Genomic DNA, 17,443 nt, shown 5'->3' with positions numbered 1-17,443 from the left:
TGACTAAGCTTGCGGTACCAGAACTTCAATAAAAGTGGCCCCATATTTTGATTGAGTCTGCCCTGAAGTCTGTTAAACGTATTCTTACTGTCACAATTAAGCTCAATTTATCTTTGTATTTTCTTGGCTTTGGTTAGTATAAATAGAATAATTATAATTATTTAACAAAAATTTATAATAATATCAAGCCTAGTTTTGAAAGATCTTATTTATTGTTGACTAAATTAATCGGGTATTGTATACTTGACTAAATTAATCGGGTATTATTTTTGCAAGCACTTAAAATATAGAGGAATCAATTATGAGATTAACTACAAAAGGCAGGTTTGCTGTTACAGCGTTACTCGATCTTGCTTTGCAGCAAAGCAACCATCCCATAACTCTTGCGGACATTAGCCAAAGGCAAAAAATTTCTTTATCTTACTTGGAACAGTTATTTGCAAAACTGCGTCAGTCTGAGTTAGTAGACAGTGTTCGTGGACCCGGTGGTGGTTATTGTCTTTCAAAAGATTTAGATAAAGTATCAATAGCTGACATTATTCTTGCAGTTGATGAGCCTATCGATGCAACTCAATGTGGCGGCAAGGAGAATTGTCATAATGATGGCAAGTGCATGACACATGACTTGTGGGCAAAATTAAATGATCTTATTTTTGAGTATCTTGGCGCTGTTACGCTTAAGGAGTTAGTTGATAATCAAATAAGTCAGCAAAATGAAGCGATTGTGCCTTTGCTTGATATGCGACGTGAAACTGATATACGACGTGAAACAACTGCTGCATACAATTGAGCATCAATTTATTAAAAAACAGGTTTTTCCGTTCTTAAGAAAAAGTATGGCGATTGATTTAACTAAAATTGCTGTAGAACAATGCTACTAAGTCTGTGTCTAATTGCTACAACTTAAGCTTTTGCTTATATAAAGAGTTAATATATTGGACTAAATTATGCTAATCACACTAACTGAAAATGCTGCGAAACATATCCAGCAACAACTTGTTAAACGAGGTAAAGGTCTTGCGCTTCGGGTTGGGATTAAAAAATCGGGTTGCTCTGGTTTTTCTTATATTTTTGACTATGCTGACGAAATTAAGTCTGATGATCTATTATTTGAATCTCATGAAACTAAAGTGGTTGTAGATATAAGCAGCCTACCTTATGTGGATGGTTCACAAATTGATTTTGTTAAGGAAGGCCTCAACAGTTCTTTCAGGTTCATTAATCCGAATATTGATAACACTTGTGGTTGTGGCGATAGTTTTAGTATAAAAGGATCTGTTTAAATTTAATTGATAGCAATTTCAATTGCGGCAATTGTCTGTTTACAAATAAATTGCTTAATTGCGAGGCTATTTGAAAACGTAAAATATCTGTTTTAAATTATAAATATTAAAATAAAGGAAGATACCAAATGAGTGCAGTATTGCAAAGTCTGGTTAATCAACCGTATAAACACGGCTTCGTTACTGAAATTGAGTCTGACATCGCACCCAAAGGACTTAATGAAGATATTATCCGATTAATTTCAGCTAAAAAAAATGAGCCTGAATGGCTTTTGTCATTCCGCCTGAAAGCTTTTCAAAAATGGTTGACAATGACTGAGCCTGAATGGCAAAACGTACATTATCCAAAAATTGATTTTCAGACAATCAGTTACTATTCGGCACCAAAGCCCAAGAAGAAATTGGCCAGCATGGATGAAGTTGATCCTGAGTTATTGCGCACATTCGAAAAGCTCGGTGTGCCGATGCACGAACGCGCGGCCTTGGCAGGTGTGGCTGTCGATGTGATCTTCGACAGTGTTTCAGTAGCCACTACTTATAAGCATAAGCTTGCTGAAGTTGGTATTATTTTCTGTTCCATTTCTGAAGCTGTGCATACCCATCCTGAACTTATTCAGAAATATCTGGGAACAGTAGTCCCTGTCGGCGATAATTACTTTGCAGCTTTGAATTCTGCCGTATTTACCGATGGTTCCTTTTGTTTTATCCCTAAAGGGGTCAAGTGCCCCATGGATCTATCCACTTATTTTCGTATTAATACGGAAGGATCCGGACAGTTTGAGCGCACACTGATAATTGCAGAAGAAGACGCTTTTGTCTCTTATCTTGAAGGTTGTACTGCACCTAGATTTGATACCAATCAGTTGCATGCTGCGGTAGTTGAACTGGTTGCATTAGATAATGCAGATATTAAGTATTCAACAGTTCAAAACTGGTATGCCGGCGATGAAAATGGTATTGGTGGTATCTACAATTTTGTCACCAAACGAGGGCTCGCAAAAGGAAAGAATTCTCGAATTTCATGGACGCAGGTAGAGACTGGTTCTGCAATCACATGGAAGTATCCATCGTGTATTTTGCGTGGTGACAATTCTGTCGGAGAATTTTATTCGGTCGCAGTCACCAATAATTACCAACAAGCTGATACTGGTACGAAAATGATCCATCTCGGGAAGAATACGCGCAGCACCATAGTTAGTAAAGGTATCTCGGCTGGTCACTCTAATAGTAGCTATCGTGGTTTGGTGCGTATTTCTCCGACCGCCGAAGGTGCGAGAAATTACTCGCAATGTGATTCCATGCTCATTGGTGATCAATGCGGCGCACATACTTTTCCTTATATTCAAGTTCACAATAGCAGTGCGATCGTTGAACATGAGGCTTCTACTTCTAAAATTGGTGAAGATCAGCTTTTTTATTTTTCACAACGTGGCATTGATGCAGAAGAAGCAGTATCGATGATTATTAATGGCTTTTGTAAAGACGTATTTCAACAATTGCCGATGGAGTTTGCTGTTGAAGCTACGAAACTTCTCAGCTTTAAGTTAGAAGGAAGTGTCGGATGATTGTTAAGAATAGCAGAACCCTCCTCTTAGTTCAGGGATTGCGTGCCAGTATTAATGGCACCGAGATTCTCAAAGGCATTGATCTCACGGTGAAAAGCGGTGAAATCCATGCGATCATGGGTTTAAATGGATCTGGAAAAAGTACTTTGGCAAAAGTACTAGCAGGTCACTCCGCATATGAAATTACTGGAGGATCAGTTCGGTTTGAAGATAAAGATTTGTTGGAGTTGGCACCTGAGGATCGCGCGCGTGCCGGATTGTTTTTAGCTTTCCAATATCCCATTGAGATTCCAGGCGTAGCAAATACGCAATTTCTTCGCCTTGCCTACAACACGATACAAGCACAGCGAGGCAAAGAAGAATTGGATCCTCTCGAATTTGATGATTTCGTCCGTAAAAAAATGAAGTTATTAGACATGAATCCCGATTTTCTGGATCGTAGTGTCAATGAAGGGTTTTCTGGTGGTGAAAAGAAGCGTAACGAAATCTTGCAAATGGCCTTACTAGAACCGAAATTGAGTATTTTGGATGAAATGGATTCCGGACTTGATATCGACGCGCTTAAGACTGTAGCCAATGGCGTGAATCAAATTACCAATAAAGACAATGCCACCATCCTAGTGACGCACTATCAACGTTTGCTGGACTATGTTGTGCCAGATTTTGTTCATATCATGCAGTCAGGCAGTATTGTCATGACAGGTGGCAAGGAACTGGCACTTGAGCTGGAAACGCGCGGTTATGATTGGATTACAGCAAACAAACGACCTGTCGCCGGAGCAATCGCATGAGCGAAGCAGTAAACACCGATTATCTCGATTGCTTGTTAAAATCTTGGTCGACAAAATCAAATGAGCCGTTATCTTGGTTGCATCAATTACGTGCCCGTGCAATTGATCATGTCAGCGCACAGAGATTACCTACTAAACGCGATGAGGATTGGCGTTTCACTGATATCTCAGCGCTTGCTCGCTTGTCGTATCAATCTGCACAGCCGCACGATGATCTGCAAGCGCAGGATATTGAACACTTGCATATAAAAGAAGCAAAAAATTCACTAGTGTTTGTAGATGGTTATTATTCTGCACAATTATCAACCATTATTGATTCTGCAGCACTTGAGATAGGAAATTTACCTGAACTTTTATTAACGCATGGAACCATTCTGGAATCTCATCTGGGTCAATATGCGAAATTTGATAACAATGTATTTGCCGCACTCAACACAGCATTCCTCCGTGATTGCGCACTGATAATTGTGCCAAAGAATACCGTCATCGAAGAACCTGTTCACTTATTGTTTATTGCGACTCAAAAAGAGGTAACCAGCTATCCCCGATGTTTAATAATTGGAGAATCTGGAAGTGAGATAACATTTATTGAAGATTACGTTTCTCTTCAGGATGCTGCATACGTAACTAATTCGTTAACAGAAATTAGTTTGTCTGCTAATGCGCATGCTAGTCACATTAGAATTCAACGTGAAAGCACGCAGGCTTATCATATGGCAAACTGCGCAGTTTCGATTGCGCATGGAAGCAATTATCAATCGGTCAGCATTTCATTGGGAGCGCAGATTTCTCGCTATGATCTTGATGTTCAATTAATTGCTGAAGCAGCAGAATGTGCTATTGATGGTCTCGCATTGATTTCAGGTAGTCAATTGGCCGATACGCATACTTGCATTGATCATATGAAACCAAATGGAACCAGTCGTCAGCAGCATAAATGCATTGTCAATGACAGGGCGCATGCCGTATTTAATGGGAAAATCATAGTGCGCCCACATGCTCAGCAAACAAACTCATCACAATCTAGCCGTAACTTGCTACTCAGTAAAACCGCGCAAGTAGACACAAAGCCGCAGCTGGAAATTTTTGCCGATGATGTTAAATGTGCGCATGGCGCAACAGTTGGGCAGCTTGATCAAGAAGAGATTTTTTATCTGGAAAGCCGTGGTTTATCGGAAACAACTGCACGCAGTCTATTAACCTACGCATTTGGCGCTGAGATAATTAATCGTATTCCTGTAATCTCGCTCAGGCAACAACTGGAACAAACAGTTCTTACTCAGACTAAAAATAACAAATGATGAATCCAGCCAGTGTTTCTCTGAAATCAGAAATTACTCCCGATGTCGATTGGGAGAGAATTCGCGCCGATTTTCCTATTCTCAAACTGAGAATTGATGGAAAGCCACTTATATACCTTGACAATGCAGCATCAAATCAAATGCCGCAATCAGTCATTGATCGTTTAACACGATATCAAACCACACAACATGCGAACATTAATCGTGCCGTACATTACCTATCTGAAGTCGCTACACTGGAATTTCACGATGCACGATGCAAATTACAACAATTCATTAATGCACGAGAAGATAGAGAAGTTATTTTTACCAGTGGCACAACTGATTCCATAAACTTGGTCATGCAAGGATATGGGCGCAAGTTTATTAAAGCGAACGATGAAATTATTCTTACAACGTTGGAGCATCATTCTAATATTGTTCCGTGGCAAATGCTGGCTAATGAAAAAGGTGCAAAAATTCGTGTCGTTCCTATCAATGATAAAGGCGAACTGGAAGTTGACGAATATGAAAGATTATTTAATGACCGCACTAAGTTTGTCGGTTTGATTCATGTTTCGAATGCGCTGGGCACGATTTCTCCGATTAAAAGGATGATTGATTTCGCTCACCGATATGATGTGCCTGTATTAATTGATGGAGCGCAGGCTGCTGCGCACATGTCTATTGACGTGCAAGCACTTGATTGCGACTTTTATGCGTTTTCAGCCCATAAATTGTGTGGTCCAACTGGTGTAGGCATGCTCTATGGCAAAGCTGCTCTTCTGGAATCCATGCAGCCCTACAAAGGCGGTGGAGACATGATTGCTTCGGTAACTTTTGAAGAAACCACCTACAGTACTATTCCGCATAAATTTGAAGCAGGCACACCGCCTATTGCTGCCGCCATTGGTTTTGGCGCGGCTCTTGATTATTTGACGGCTATTGGACTCGATAATATTGCTGCGTATGAATCCACATTACTTGATTATGCAACAGAATGCCTTACTCAAATTCCCGGCGTTAAGATTATTGGCACGGCGTCAGAAAAAACTGCCGTCATTTCTTTTACGATCGATGGAATCCATCCGCATGATATTGGAACAATATTAAATCAGGATGGCATTGCTGTTCGTACCGGGCATCACTGTGCACAACCCGTCATGCAACGATTTAATGTACCAGCTACTTCCCGTGCTTCATTTGCTTTCTATAATAACAAAACAGAAGTTGATGCTCTGGTGGCTGGTATTAAGACTGTTAAAAAGGTTTTTTTATAATGCATACCAATTCTTTATATCAAGAGGTCATACTGGACCATAATAGAAAGCCGCGTAATTATGGCAAGCTGGATCAAGCCAATCATCATGCGGTTGGTCACAATCCCTTATGTGGGGATCGTTTGGATATTACGTTGCTACTTGAAAGTGATCAGATTAGTGACATTGCATTTCAGGGAGAATCCTGTGCAATCTGCAAAGCTTCCGCATCTATGATGACAACGGCAGTCAAAGGAAAATCTCGCTCGGATGCAGAAACATTGATTCACGAATTTCGCGAATTAGCCACTGGTACATTGGATACCGACCATCCTCATCATCTTGGTCGATTAACGGTTTTCACTGGGATTCGCGATTTGCCGACACGGGTTAAATGCGCGATATTACCTTGGCATACTTTGCATGCTGCACTCAACTCTATCCCCAGCACTTCGACTGAAGCCAATAACGACCCCGCTCAAGCGGCGTCAAGCTCTTCTTTTAGTTGAAATTATGCAAAGAGTTTGTGTGCAACATATATTAAGTACTCATTGTTGCACGTAATTAGCAACTTTCATATTAATACTAATACTATCTAAAATGCCAAAAATTGCTGACATTGAAGGGACACCTAATAAGAACGCTTTGAAGTTCATTCTTAAAGAACCATTGACATGGGGCGTTGCGCGCTCATACGATAATGCAGAAGCCGCTAGTGATGACCCCTTAGCATCTGCATTATTCGATATTGATCATGTTACGAATGTATTTTATATCGACAAATGGATTACCGTCACACAGGATGGTGAAGCTAATTGGCAAGACCTTGCAAGAGAAATTGCCGATCCCATTCGTGCAGCGCCTGCTGCTACTGCTCAATCTGCGGAAACAGTTGCTATTGCTAACGAGGCTCTCTCCAATTTGAATCCAGAGGATCAACTGCGCCTGGAAAGAATCAATATTTTATTAGATGAAGAAGTACGCCCTTATTTGCAAAGTGACGGTGGAGATTTGCATGTCTTGGGACTCGAAGGTAATATCCTACACATTCATTACCAAGGCGCATGTGGTACATGTCCAAGCTCTATTTCGGGTACTCTGAGAGGAATTGAGAATATGCTCAAAACCATAGAGCCTGACATTCAAGTCATTGCCAGTTAATCGTCAAATTAAAAGGTGGCGGAAGCCACCTTTCTGAGAAACAATCGGGATAAATCAAACACGCTTTCTGAATTCGTTAATATGCGGAGCAATCTCAATTTTATCGCCAATCTCAACGAATGCTGCCACTTGAATTTCAAAACCTGTGCCCGCAAGTCGGGCTGGCTTCATGATCTTACCCGTCGTATCACCCCGTACTGCTGGTTCAGTGTATTCAACTTCACGTACAATCGTATTGGGTAGTTCAACAGAAATTGCTTTACCATCATAGAAAGTTACCTGACATACATCTTCCATACCATCCGTCAAGTAATTCAGAACATCTGACATGTTGTCTGCTTCAACTTCAATTTGATTATAATCAGCATCCATAAAAACATAGAGCGGATCGGCATAATAACTATAGGTGCATTCTTTTCTATCCAGAACAACTAAATCGAATTTTTCATCAGCTTTATAAACGGTTTCAATTGTGGTACTCGAAAACAAATTTTTTAACTTCATTTTTACCACAGATGCATTACGGCCAGACTTGGTAAATTCTGCCCGTTGCACAACCATGGGATCATTACCAATCATTATGACGTTACCTGATCGTAATTCCATTGCGGTTTTCATAGTTCAATTCCAAATTTTAAGTTAGGGGCAATATTAATGTGGTTATCTACAATGAACTTTAAGTTCAAAAGCGAAGGATTATAGCCGATTTTCAGCAAATTGCACCAGATTGGAAGCCAAATCTTCCAGACTCAACAATTGATTAGCCCATTTTTTGTTATGTTGCGTCAAAGGCTCGTGAAAAGCTACGAAGTTTTCCCAGATAGAGGTATTCATTTCATATTTTCCATTCCAACAACTCCACATTGCTTGCACGGCAGAAGAAACTTCCTCTGGTAAGCTTGCAGTATATAATTTAAGAAATGCATCTAATTTACTCCAATGCACCTCCTCTTGTTGCGGGTAAATATTCCAAATAAATGGCCTACTTGCCCATTGTGCACGTACAAATGAATCTTCACCGCGTACAAAATTAAAGTCGCAGCTCCACAGCAAAAGGTCATAATCCATTTGTTCCATAAATGGAATAATATGGATCGTTAGTTGTTGCTGATTAATTACATTATCACTCTGGCATGATGTATGGCTAAACAAATTAGAAATTTGATCAGCAACAATCCCTTGCGGCACAATTAATAAGACAGGAACCGTCGACGCGGACAATACCTGGATAAAGTTTTCGACGGGTGCGCTCTGATAACAAAACAATGAAATACGTATTTCACTGTTTTTTCTTTCACTTAATCCCTTTCGATGCAAGAATTGCCGCTCTGCTGCTTGGTCATATGCTTTTTGTCTTAACAGAAAATCCTTCTCTCGCAATAACCCTCCACTGCCAGGCACAAAACCAGGAAAAAAGAATGTCTTGGTTAATGCAAAATGGGGATGTGGTGAAGGTAAACGATGGTATTGAGTTACCCAAGATTCGGCACTAAGATATTCCAGATTAAGCCAAACCGGGCTTTTTTCTTTCTTCAACATTGCAACCACATACTTTTCAGGCAATTCACACGCGAATGCTTCAATGACTACTTCTGCCGGCTCAACTTCCGCAAATCCCTGCTGCCAATAGCAAATCTCAACGCATTGTATATTTTGCTGCTTAGCACGGGGATTTACATTCGGTAATATGTTGGTAAAACTGATTAAATCATCTATCCACAAACGCACTTTCTGATCATGTTCATTAGCCAGTTGTTTGGCAAGCCGCCAGCATACGCCAATATCACCGTAATTATCGACAACTGCACAAAAAATATCCCATTGACGTCGCATTGAACTATAAACAGGTCATGTTCAAAATCTTCTGTTTTTGCACTTACAATGACAGAAGAATTGAATAAAAATTCTTAAAAGAATTTGTCAAGAAGCCTCCATATTATTTTTTTTCAAAAGGATACTTTTTTGCTCCTCAAATTCTTGAGCTGTGAGTACGCCTTTATCACGCAGTTGTTGCAATCGTTCTAATGCAGGTATCTGATCCTGATGTTGAGATTCCATCGATGAATTCATAGAATTCAGCCAATTGGTTGCTTCAGCTTGCTCCTTTGTAAAACTTAAGAATTTTGCTATTTTAGAAAGTAGAGTTTTAATTAAATACCATAGCTTTGGTAGTGACCAGATGGCAAAGCCCATAAACAAAACAAAAAATATCAGGAAAATCTCCGGATGTTTCAGCGCTGCCCACATCCCAGTCAAGACTAAAAAATCCTCCATTATGGATGCCGACCAATTCGTAACAGGCTCGGGAGACGTATTTATCAGCAGTCGTGTGCCAGCTTTTGTGGCATGACTTGTAGCAGCCATCCCACCTCCCAATATACCTGCTGCAATTTCGAGCGCGGGCGTCACATCTCCCACTGCACCAGCTGCCAACATGGCACCTGCAGGAATTCGAACAAAAGTATGAATGGAATCCCACACAGAATCCATTCCTGGAATCTTGTCCATAAAGAATTCAATAAAATACATAATTCCGGCTGCGCCTATCACCAAAGGTTCTTGCAACACCGACAATTCAGCAGGCAAATCGATATGACCCGTGGAGCCTCCCAATCCCAGCACAAGTAGAACTGCATACAGATTAATGCCGCTTGCCCATGAGGCACCCATCATTAAAGCAACGGTCGCTAGCAGCGTTTCGTAATTTTCCATGTTGAAAGTTATTAGTTAAACTTATTTATGCGCATGTATTAATTGATATATTGATCATTGCGTACTTTATTATATCGTTATGGTTTGCTAAATGATATCAATACCCGCGAATCAACAGAATCAGAATATGCGTTATTCGTACGAAGCCCTTCGAACACTGTCTAACAGCATATGACAAAAAACGGATTGAATCGGTCCGATATTTTCGGAGACTTTTCTGTTTGAGTCAGGCTGCATCAAGTTGACCCTTTAAATTGGTGATAATTTGTCAAACCTTACGTAAAGAGTGGCAAGAACGATGCAAATGATGCTGAGTCGATTTGCGAAGCGGTGAGTCGATTGAACATGCGCTTTGTGCCGGTCAGGACTGTTGAGCAGCAGATCATGCAAGCCGAACACTGCATCCGTGCCCGGATTGCACCAGAGACACGAGAAGATAATCGCATCAAACGATTACTAGAGATTGAAGGTATCGAACCTGTCGTTGCCAGTGCATTGGTTGCGGCAGTTGGTAATGCTTGCCAGTTTGGCAAAGGAAAGGATATGTCGGCATGGCTGGGTTTTACGCCAAGTCAGCACTTCAGTGGTGGCAAATTCGGCTGACAGGAATCAGCAAACACGGCGATAAGTATGTGTGGTGTGCATGTTACTGATTCATGGTGTCCGTTCTGTACTCAATGCAGCCAAAAACAAAGAAGACGGACGCAGTCGCTGGGAAATGGCTCTGGCTGAACGGCGTAATAAGAATATTGCAACTGTGGTGCTGGCAAACAAAAATGCACGAATTGCTTGGTCGATATTGAGTCGTGGCGAAGCGTATCGGGTGGCAGCTTAGTGTCCGTTCACAACGAAAGCAAGGTTAGCAGGTATTCAATTGGCGATTGCGTAGCAAACGAATTGATGGCGAACAGGTCGAACTGGCATAAGTAATTCAGGTCAATCAGCAGGCTTACTGTCATAACGGTAATTGACAAAGCCGCGGATGCTATTTGAAGCTAGCGCGCGAAATCCATCATGGCTCGGGTAGCATGTTATCCAAAAGGAAGCAGGATATACTGAAGAAGCTGCACCTTAGAGCTATCACGCGATTTGCTTACAAAACAGGAGGAGTCCATATACTGATTGAATCAGCGGCACGGCAAAAGTCAACGTCCAAGTTATGCTGAAAAGCATCTGCATGAATCAAAAAAACTGTCAACAAAATTTTCGTGGACAAGCCACCTAGGGAAGTAGTCCGTCCAAATGCTACATAAGGGGAAAACTCCCTTTAAAAAGAGATAAAGCTTCACTTTTTGCTAAAATGACACGCATAACAAATGTCATTTGGACATTTCTCTCATTATCACAGCAAATTTACGCAGTTGTGCAGAGGCCTTATCCATAAAGCGCAAGGCTCTGAATATCCGGCTGTGGTGATTCCTTTGGCGATGCATCATTACATGCTCTTGGAATAAAATTTACTCTAAACCGGTGTTACAGGCTGGAAATAGTGGTTGAGATTATTGTGCAGCCCAAGGGCAACACCCATGGCGGTTAAAAATCAGTTCTCTCAACATAGGATGAACAATTTGATTTTATGCCTCAGATAATTATTCAACTCACGCAGCGCTTTAGTAATTAAGCAGATTATTGAGGAGGAGGAGGTGGTGGCGGGTTACCGGATGGTGGGGGTGGTGGAGTATATCTCGCTGGTGGGACAGAAATTCTTGGACTAACGTTACTATTTGCAGGCTGGTCACTGCTGATATTGCCTGAAACAGGAACACGATGCCCTTTTGCATACATACACTGAATATAGCTAAAGTCATAGCGTTGCTGACTTTCATAACCTGAAGTCGTGGCAGTACTTGATCCCATTAGTGCGCCCCCTAAAAGGCCTACACCAGCACCTACAGCAGCTCCATGACCCCCAGCTATTGCAGCGCCGGAAGCTGCGCCCAGCCCAGCTCCAATAGCTGTACTTTGTATACCGCTAGTTCTGGATGATAGTTGAGGAGTCCTACCACCAATTTGCTGATAAGCATATTCTCTGCATTCGTAGTCGTCATATCGGAACTGATCAAAGCTTTTGCCAGAGCCAGGCAACGTCATAACGCTTGGGCCGGTTGGAAGGCTTACACAAGCAGTCAGTAAGCAAACAATCGGTAATGTGAAAAGTTTTTTGTTCATGAATATGTTTTACCTCTTTGCGTTATTGTGCAGGTGGTTGCGGAGCTACCTGTAACCATCCACCCGGGCAATTCTTGACATAGGGATAGTAACCATCCGGGTTTTCGCAATAGTGCCAGTAATTGGTTTGTGTCTGGGCAGGTTCAACCTGTGGCTGTTGCGTATAGACCGGGGGTGTTGAAGGCACTATCACGGTGGGCGGATAAGCATAATAAGGTGAGTAGTAAAAAGGATAGCTAAACCCATAACCACCAAACCCGTAGCCGCCAAAGCCATAGCGACTATAACCGCCATATCCCCCATAGCCATATAATCCAGGACCATAATAGCCGCCGAGATTTATGCCAAGATTTAGGTGGCTATGTCCATGACTACCATGGCCGCCCGAATGACCATAACCACCACCATGATGTCCGCCTCCTCTATGCCCATCCCGTGCAAAAACGGAATGGCATACTATCATTGCAGGCAGGGCAATCAGATACATCAATCTAATGTTTGTCATAAGAGTCCCATTGTGCAATAGTAGTGAAAGACAAAATTGATTCTAAATACCAACGAGTAATAAACAGCTTAATGATCAGACCAGTATGGACGCCCTTATCATACAATGTAATAAAAAACGCATTCAAACCACTTTGTCTTATTTGACCGGATGCAAGACTCATTAGTTTCAGTTATTCAATCTAGGGATAACAAACCTTGATTTAGAAGTAAAGTAGGTATTTCTTGTTCGGCGTAAATTCGTGAATTAAGGCTAACTTTCTAGTCTGCGTCGTCGCTTTTATCATGATTTCTCTTTTGAGACTTCTGCTCTGCTCTTATGGAGTTTGTGATGTACTAGCCGAAATGGTCCACAGTCATGACTATAGCTCAATGCAATGAGCAAATTCAAACATTTACAATTAATACAGAATCAATTGAACGGCGAAGCGAAAAGAGCACGAATGGGAGCGGCAGCGACCACGAGGCCGCATTTGCGGCGCAACCGCCTTGGAGTTCTGTAAATAACTGTACGAAAAATCACTACTGTCCCGTTAACTTTCACAGTAAGTCCATCTGGCAATGGTTAGCATTTTTATCTATGAGTGGATTCCCACGCAATAAAGCCATGAGGTCACGTTTCTCAAACAAATTGAGCTGCAATAATCGCAGTACCCCCTGTCAACAGCTACAATCCTGCCTTGGGGAAATTGCAGTGTACGGCCAATTGTGTCAACTTCACACTACCCAGATGATAGAGACGATGCGCCTGGACTGAGATATTTTCAACAATATCTCGCAAGCTCTTCCGTCCTGCCAATTGTGCCATCGCCAAGGTCACAAACTGCGACCATCTAGATGCAGTGCGGAATGAACGACCTGAATGATGTTCTTTTGCCAGAGTCTCAAACTCATGTCTCGGTACAAATTTTAGTATTTGTGAAAAGATCGTATTATAATGTGACATGGCCTGGTTTCCTATGCTGGTTCAACAAGTTATGAGAAAACTTATTATACCAATTCAGGGCAAATCAGGCCGCCTCAATTAGATGTTAACGGGACAGTAGTGACGTGTCATTATTAGCATTTTCGATCGATATGATCAGTAAAATAAAATACTTTCTTTTGTTATCAAATTCTTGCGTGTATTTCGGGGACAACGGGTTAACCTGATAGCACCGGATTGTTCTTTCTGTTGCTATTGGCCAGGAACAGTTAACTTGGCAGTATTCATGCGTACCCATTCATTTTCCCAATCGCTAAATTGCTCTGCCGGCATCGGCATGCTGATCAAATAGCCTTGTGCCACATCGCATTCCACCGCTGATAGGAGATTCCACACAGCCTGGCTATCTACGCCTTCAGCCACCACTTCCAAATCAAGATTATGCCCAAGTTCAATGGTCGAGCGTACTATCACGGCTGAATCGTTGTTTGCTTCCATTGGCATGACAAACGATTGATCAATCTTGATTGAGTCTACTGGCAGCTTTTGCAAATAGCTCAAGCTTGAATATCCCGTGCCAAAATCATCAATGAATAACCGGATACCGAGTTTCTTTAACCTGGTTAATGCCTCTAAAGCTACCAATGGCTCTTGCATCAAAGCGCTCTCGGTTAACTCGAATTGAATTAGCTCTGGGCTAACACTCCAAGTAGAAAACAGACATTGAATGCGGTCGACCAGCATAGGATCATATAAATCATGCGCAGACAAATTGACTGACAAAGCCCGATCCAACCCCGCCTCATGCCAGGCATAACTTTGGCTGAAAACCGCATCTAGCATCCAATGAGTCAAGGGGGTAATTAAACCGGCATTCTCAGCGAGCTTAATGAATTCCATGGTTGACAACATTCCATGCACAGGGTGCTGCCAGCGCACCAAGGCTTCTGTTCCACATACGCGTCGTGACGCAATGTCGACCTTAGGCTGGCAATACAGCAACAACTCATTTCGTTCGATTGCCTGACGTAAATCTCCCATCAAGGAAAGACGTCGGGTGCATTCCTGTTCCTGTCCCCCCGTATATAGGGCATAACCGCCTCGAGCCGGGCAGACATCATTAGTAGCGGCATTGGCACGCCGCAGCAAGGTATCAGCTTCAGTGGCGTGACTTGGATAGAGAGCAATGCCGATGCTGACGCGTGGATCAACCATCAGACCTTCCACTGGCACGGAGTCATGCAAGGCTTTAGCCAGTCGCTGTGCCATTTGAATGGCATAATCGGCCCCTCCACTGGGCAAGAGCAAAGCAAACTCGCCTTCTCCCACTCGTGCCAAAAAATCGCTTTCATGCAGAGCGCGCATCAATCGCTGAGCCAGTTGTTGCAGCAATCGATCTCCCGAGCCATAGCCTAAGATTTGATTGATGCCACGCAGCTGGACAATATTCAGATGCAAAAGAGCGAGAGAGTGATGGTTACGGCTTGCAGTTTGAATGGCATCTTGCAAGCGCTCAAGCATGAAGGTGCGGTTAGGCAATTCGGTCAGAGGATCATAATAAGCCAGTTGTGCAATGGTAGCCTCGGCTGCCTGATGTTTGGCGCGCAAGCGCAGATTGGTGATGCCAAAAGCCAAGTCATCGGCCAATTCACTGAGTAATTTGACTTCTTCTGCATCAAATGCATCAGGTTCAATCGCACCCATGACCAAGGCACCGAGCATTTGCCCATTCACGCGCAGAGGGAAGGTGGTCACTGCAGCATAACCGAACTTAATTGCATTCTCGCGAAGAGGGGCATAAGCGGGGTCAGCGTAGACAGGATCAGTGAGAATGTTCCTGCCCACACAGGGTTGGCCTGTGCGAATCGCAGTTGCTGTGGCGGAGCGCCCCATTTCTGTATCGGCCCAAGTGTAATGTAGCTCTTCCACAAATTCTTTATCTACTCCGATACTTGTCATCCAGTGAAGGCACTTATCTTTGTCGTGTCCAGCATATGCGACGGCAGCCATGCGGTAGCCACCTCTTTCCACGATAACTTGACACATATCATGCAGCAATTCTTGCTCGTCCGATGCATGCAATAAAGTGTGATTGCCTGCACTCAAGGTTCTAAGGGCACGGGTAGCACGTTCGAATTTTTTCAGCAATTGCTCATAGGACGCCGCTGAATTCGGATTTTCTTTTTTGGACTTATTGACAGGATATGTTATACGTTCTTATCTCAAGATAGTAATGGTTTCTTATAATCGGAAGAATCGATTCTAGCTAAACTCGCTTTTAATTAAAGGCGTGTTCAGTACACAGTCTCCTGGCAGGAATAGGAAACCCCGGCTATGATCATATCGTGGTGCAATAAAGATAGTATGGATTAATGATGTGATCGGGATTTTCTGACCTCTGTGCTGCGTGCCCGTAGAGGTAAACACACTACTTATTTTTCCTGTCAAGTCGCCGCTGAGCCACAACCGATCGATCTGATCAAAAAAATTGCGCACTTGCACGTAAATATTACTGAAACGTGTTGGTGTTCCAAAAATGATGACATCATATTTCGGCCACTCATTGACTGTCGAGATCGGTATCCTTTGATTAATCTTGATGTCAGCCCTTCGTGCCAGGTCTTCCGACATTATCTCAGGTGCGCGCTTAATGGTAACTTCTGTGTCTTCAACGCTAAGTATGCCTTCAGCCACAGCTTTCTCCACGGTTTCTATATGGACATAAATACTGTAATAAAGAACAAGAGCTTTTGCCGTGTTATATCTCCTGATTTCATGTAATCGTGAAGTCAATCTGAAGAGAAATTACACATCCAGAATGAAACAGTCCCTTACGGAAATAGTTGTGATATTTATTTGTGTCAAAAGGAAATTGTTCGATTCTAATCCATCATATCAGACCTATCAAAGCAGCAGTAAAAAAATGTAAACTGCTGTAGCTCGTCAACTCACGTCGACAAAACAGTGTGGTTGTCTAAAAGATTTCATCGATTCAAAGTATCATCACTAGAGAAAGCAAATAACTAATAAAATTATTTTACTTTAAATTTTGAATATTCTATCGAAGTACTGCCGAAGGTTTGGCTGCTAAGGCAGTCGGTGTAGCAGTCTCGTCCCAACGACGAGACGAGGGATCTGAGATGATGGAGTACCAAAGCTTGAGCCAACAGCGCTGGGATTGTAAATGCCATGTGGTGTTTATTCCGAAGCGGCGAAAGTAGCTACTATTTGGTAAGCTCACGGAGCATACAGGAGAAGTGCATTACGATCTGGGAAATCGGAAGGAATGTGCGATTGCGGAAGGCCGTTTGGTGCTGGATCACGTGCATATGTGTATAAAGTATTCCATCTAATCGCATGTAGAAGGTTTTTTCATATGGTTCAAGCGGTACCTAGGTTTGCAAGGTGTCGTTGCGTATATTCTGTCGTTGACAGATAACCCAATTTTTTTGCTTTCGTTGCCAGTTACAAATGATTTATATTTCTGCTGCCTAAGCCAGACTTACTAAATGCATCGAGTCATCATAGGATAACTCCTTCAACGACTCTGAAGATTTAAGTTCCTTGCCAAGGAGAATAATCAAGATAAGAACGGCAAACGTTCCAAACAACTTGATTAAGAATATTTTTACGTTTTTATCCATGATCTAAGTTTGAATATCAATCTATGAACTTGGATACCTTGGGGCCCTAAGCTTTCTAGATGACCGTGACAGGGATTGAAAGTGCACAAACTCAAACACAAACGAATGTCTGCAATATATATTTCGTCGCTTATTCCTGTTATAAATGTA

The 17,443-nt window shown here is 42.2% G+C and carries 15 protein-coding genes and 3 pseudogenes; 10 read left to right on the top strand and 8 right to left on the bottom strand.

The genetic code is table 11. The features are described from left to right. Positions 1-301: 301 nt before the first annotated feature. From iscR to C7H79_RS14700, 8 genes are all read left to right on the top strand, one after another. Positions 302-790 (top strand): Fe-S cluster assembly transcriptional regulator IscR, encoded by a 489-nt coding sequence (gene iscR, locus C7H79_RS14735; protein WP_106708041.1) that lies wholly within the window; start codon positions 302-304, stop codon positions 788-790. Between the two features lie 157 nt (positions 791-947). Continuing rightward, the gene (locus C7H79_RS14730) at positions 948-1,283 is read left to right on the top strand and encodes a HesB/IscA family protein (protein WP_106708040.1); all 336 of its coding nucleotides are present in this window, start codon (positions 948-950) and stop codon (positions 1,281-1,283) included. A gap of 128 nt (positions 1,284-1,411) precedes the next feature. Next, the gene (sufB, locus tag C7H79_RS14725) at positions 1,412-2,848 is read left to right on the top strand and encodes a Fe-S cluster assembly protein SufB (protein ID WP_106708039.1); all 1,437 of its coding nucleotides are present in this window, start codon (positions 1,412-1,414) and stop codon (positions 2,846-2,848) included. Continuing rightward, entirely contained in the window at positions 2,845-3,639 is a 795-nt protein-coding gene (gene sufC, locus C7H79_RS14720; protein WP_106708038.1) for a Fe-S cluster assembly ATPase SufC, read from the top strand. The genes sufB and sufC overlap by 4 nt, the downstream gene beginning before the upstream one ends. Continuing rightward, positions 3,636-4,940, top strand: coding sequence for a Fe-S cluster assembly protein SufD (gene sufD, locus C7H79_RS14715; protein ID WP_106708037.1), 1,305 nt, complete (start codon positions 3,636-3,638; stop codon positions 4,938-4,940). The genes sufC and sufD overlap by 4 nt, the downstream gene beginning before the upstream one ends. After that, positions 4,940-6,199, top strand: a complete 1,260-nt coding sequence (locus C7H79_RS14710) for a cysteine desulfurase (RefSeq protein WP_106708042.1) — start codon at positions 4,940-4,942, stop codon at positions 6,197-6,199. Before sufD ends, C7H79_RS14710 begins: the two co-directional genes overlap by 1 nt. Continuing rightward, a complete protein-coding gene (gene sufU / locus C7H79_RS14705; protein WP_106708036.1) occupies positions 6,199-6,687 on the top strand; it encodes a Fe-S cluster assembly sulfur transfer protein SufU in 489 nt (162 codons plus the stop codon). Before C7H79_RS14710 ends, sufU begins: the two co-directional genes overlap by 1 nt. 91 nt (positions 6,688-6,778) lie before the next feature. Beyond that, on the top strand, positions 6,779-7,339 hold the full coding sequence (locus tag C7H79_RS14700) for a NifU family protein (RefSeq protein WP_106708035.1): 561 nt from the start codon (positions 6,779-6,781) through the stop codon (positions 7,337-7,339). 54 nt (positions 7,340-7,393) lie between these two features. On the opposite strand, the gene C7H79_RS14695 is transcribed toward C7H79_RS14700, so the two are convergent. From C7H79_RS14695 to C7H79_RS14685, 3 genes are all read right to left on the bottom strand, one after another. Further along, on the bottom strand, positions 7,394-7,957 hold the full coding sequence (locus tag C7H79_RS14695; RefSeq protein WP_106708034.1) for an elongation factor P: 564 nt from the start codon (positions 7,955-7,957) through the stop codon (positions 7,394-7,396). 78 nt (positions 7,958-8,035) lie between these two features. Then, positions 8,036-9,172, bottom strand: a complete 1,137-nt coding sequence (earP, locus tag C7H79_RS14690; RefSeq protein WP_106708033.1) for an elongation factor P maturation arginine rhamnosyltransferase EarP — start codon at positions 9,170-9,172, stop codon at positions 8,036-8,038. Positions 9,173-9,259: 87 nt separating this feature from the next. After that, positions 9,260-10,051 carry a DUF4126 family protein gene (locus tag C7H79_RS14685; RefSeq protein ID WP_106708032.1) on the bottom strand — a complete coding sequence of 264 codons (792 nt, stop codon included), beginning with the start codon at positions 10,049-10,051 and terminating at the stop codon, positions 9,260-9,262. A 264-nt stretch (positions 10,052-10,315) separates the two neighbouring features. On the opposite strand from C7H79_RS14685, the pseudogene C7H79_RS19060 reads away from it, so the two are divergent. After that, a pseudogene (locus C7H79_RS19060) lies at positions 10,316-10,886 on the top strand (transposase); the annotation flags it as partial. Between the two features lie 791 nt (positions 10,887-11,677). Here C7H79_RS19060 and C7H79_RS14670 read toward each other — a convergent pair. From C7H79_RS14670 to C7H79_RS14645, 5 genes and pseudogenes are all read right to left on the bottom strand, one after another. Further along, entirely contained in the window at positions 11,678-12,220 is a 543-nt protein-coding gene (locus C7H79_RS14670) for a hypothetical protein (protein WP_374058018.1), read from the bottom strand. A gap of 22 nt (positions 12,221-12,242) precedes the next feature. Beyond that, complete coding sequence (locus C7H79_RS14665) at positions 12,243-12,725, bottom strand: hypothetical protein (protein ID WP_242447322.1); 483 nt, start codon at positions 12,723-12,725, stop codon at positions 12,243-12,245. 723 nt (positions 12,726-13,448) lie between these two features. Further along, positions 13,449-13,670: pseudogene (locus C7H79_RS14655) on the bottom strand (DUF4372 domain-containing protein); the annotation flags it as partial. 231 nt (positions 13,671-13,901) lie between these two features. Then, on the bottom strand, positions 13,902-15,797 hold the full coding sequence (locus C7H79_RS14650) for a putative bifunctional diguanylate cyclase/phosphodiesterase (RefSeq protein ID WP_197714648.1): 1,896 nt from the start codon (positions 15,795-15,797) through the stop codon (positions 13,902-13,904). A 114-nt stretch (positions 15,798-15,911) separates the two neighbouring features. Continuing rightward, a complete protein-coding gene (locus tag C7H79_RS14645; protein ID WP_242447321.1) occupies positions 15,912-16,343 on the bottom strand; it encodes an NADPH-dependent FMN reductase family protein in 432 nt (143 codons plus the stop codon). Between the two features lie 446 nt (positions 16,344-16,789). Between C7H79_RS14645 and C7H79_RS19055 the strand changes: the two are divergent. Then, positions 16,790-16,999, top strand: a pseudogene (locus C7H79_RS19055) (transposase); the annotation flags it as partial. Between the last annotated feature and the right edge of the window lie 444 nt (positions 17,000-17,443).

Source organism: Nitrosomonas supralitoralis, from assembly GCF_003011925.2.
Classification (GTDB): Bacteria; Pseudomonadota; Gammaproteobacteria; order Burkholderiales; family Nitrosomonadaceae; genus Nitrosomonas; species Nitrosomonas supralitoralis.
Note: the sequence above shows the minus strand (reverse complement) of the source record. Positions and strands in the feature narration are given on the sequence as shown.

Coding starts and splice junctions, on each gene's coding strand:
- sufC (WP_106708038.1), top strand. CDS start 2,845: ATGATTGTTAAGAATAGCAGAACCCTCCTCTTAGTTCAGGGATTGCGT.
- C7H79_RS14695 (WP_106708034.1), bottom strand. CDS start 7,957: ATGAAAACCGCAATGGAATTACGATCAGGTAACGTCATAATGATTGGT.
- iscR (WP_106708041.1), top strand. CDS start 302: ATGAGATTAACTACAAAAGGCAGGTTTGCTGTTACAGCGTTACTCGAT.
- C7H79_RS14730 (WP_106708040.1), top strand. CDS start 948: ATGCTAATCACACTAACTGAAAATGCTGCGAAACATATCCAGCAACAA.
- earP (WP_106708033.1), bottom strand. CDS start 9,172: ATGCGACGTCAATGGGATATTTTTTGTGCAGTTGTCGATAATTACGGT.
- C7H79_RS14685 (WP_106708032.1), bottom strand. CDS start 10,051: ATGGAAAATTACGAAACGCTGCTAGCGACCGTTGCTTTAATGATGGGT.
- sufU (WP_106708036.1), top strand. CDS start 6,199: ATGCATACCAATTCTTTATATCAAGAGGTCATACTGGACCATAATAGA.
- C7H79_RS14700 (WP_106708035.1), top strand. CDS start 6,779: ATGCCAAAAATTGCTGACATTGAAGGGACACCTAATAAGAACGCTTTG.
- sufB (WP_106708039.1), top strand. CDS start 1,412: ATGAGTGCAGTATTGCAAAGTCTGGTTAATCAACCGTATAAACACGGC.
- C7H79_RS14665 (WP_242447322.1), bottom strand. CDS start 12,725: ATGACAAACATTAGATTGATGTATCTGATTGCCCTGCCTGCAATGATA.
- C7H79_RS14710 (WP_106708042.1), top strand. CDS start 4,940: ATGAATCCAGCCAGTGTTTCTCTGAAATCAGAAATTACTCCCGATGTC.
- sufD (WP_106708037.1), top strand. CDS start 3,636: ATGAGCGAAGCAGTAAACACCGATTATCTCGATTGCTTGTTAAAATCT.
- C7H79_RS14670 (WP_374058018.1), bottom strand. CDS start 12,220: ATGAACAAAAAACTTTTCACATTACCGATTGTTTGCTTACTGACTGCT.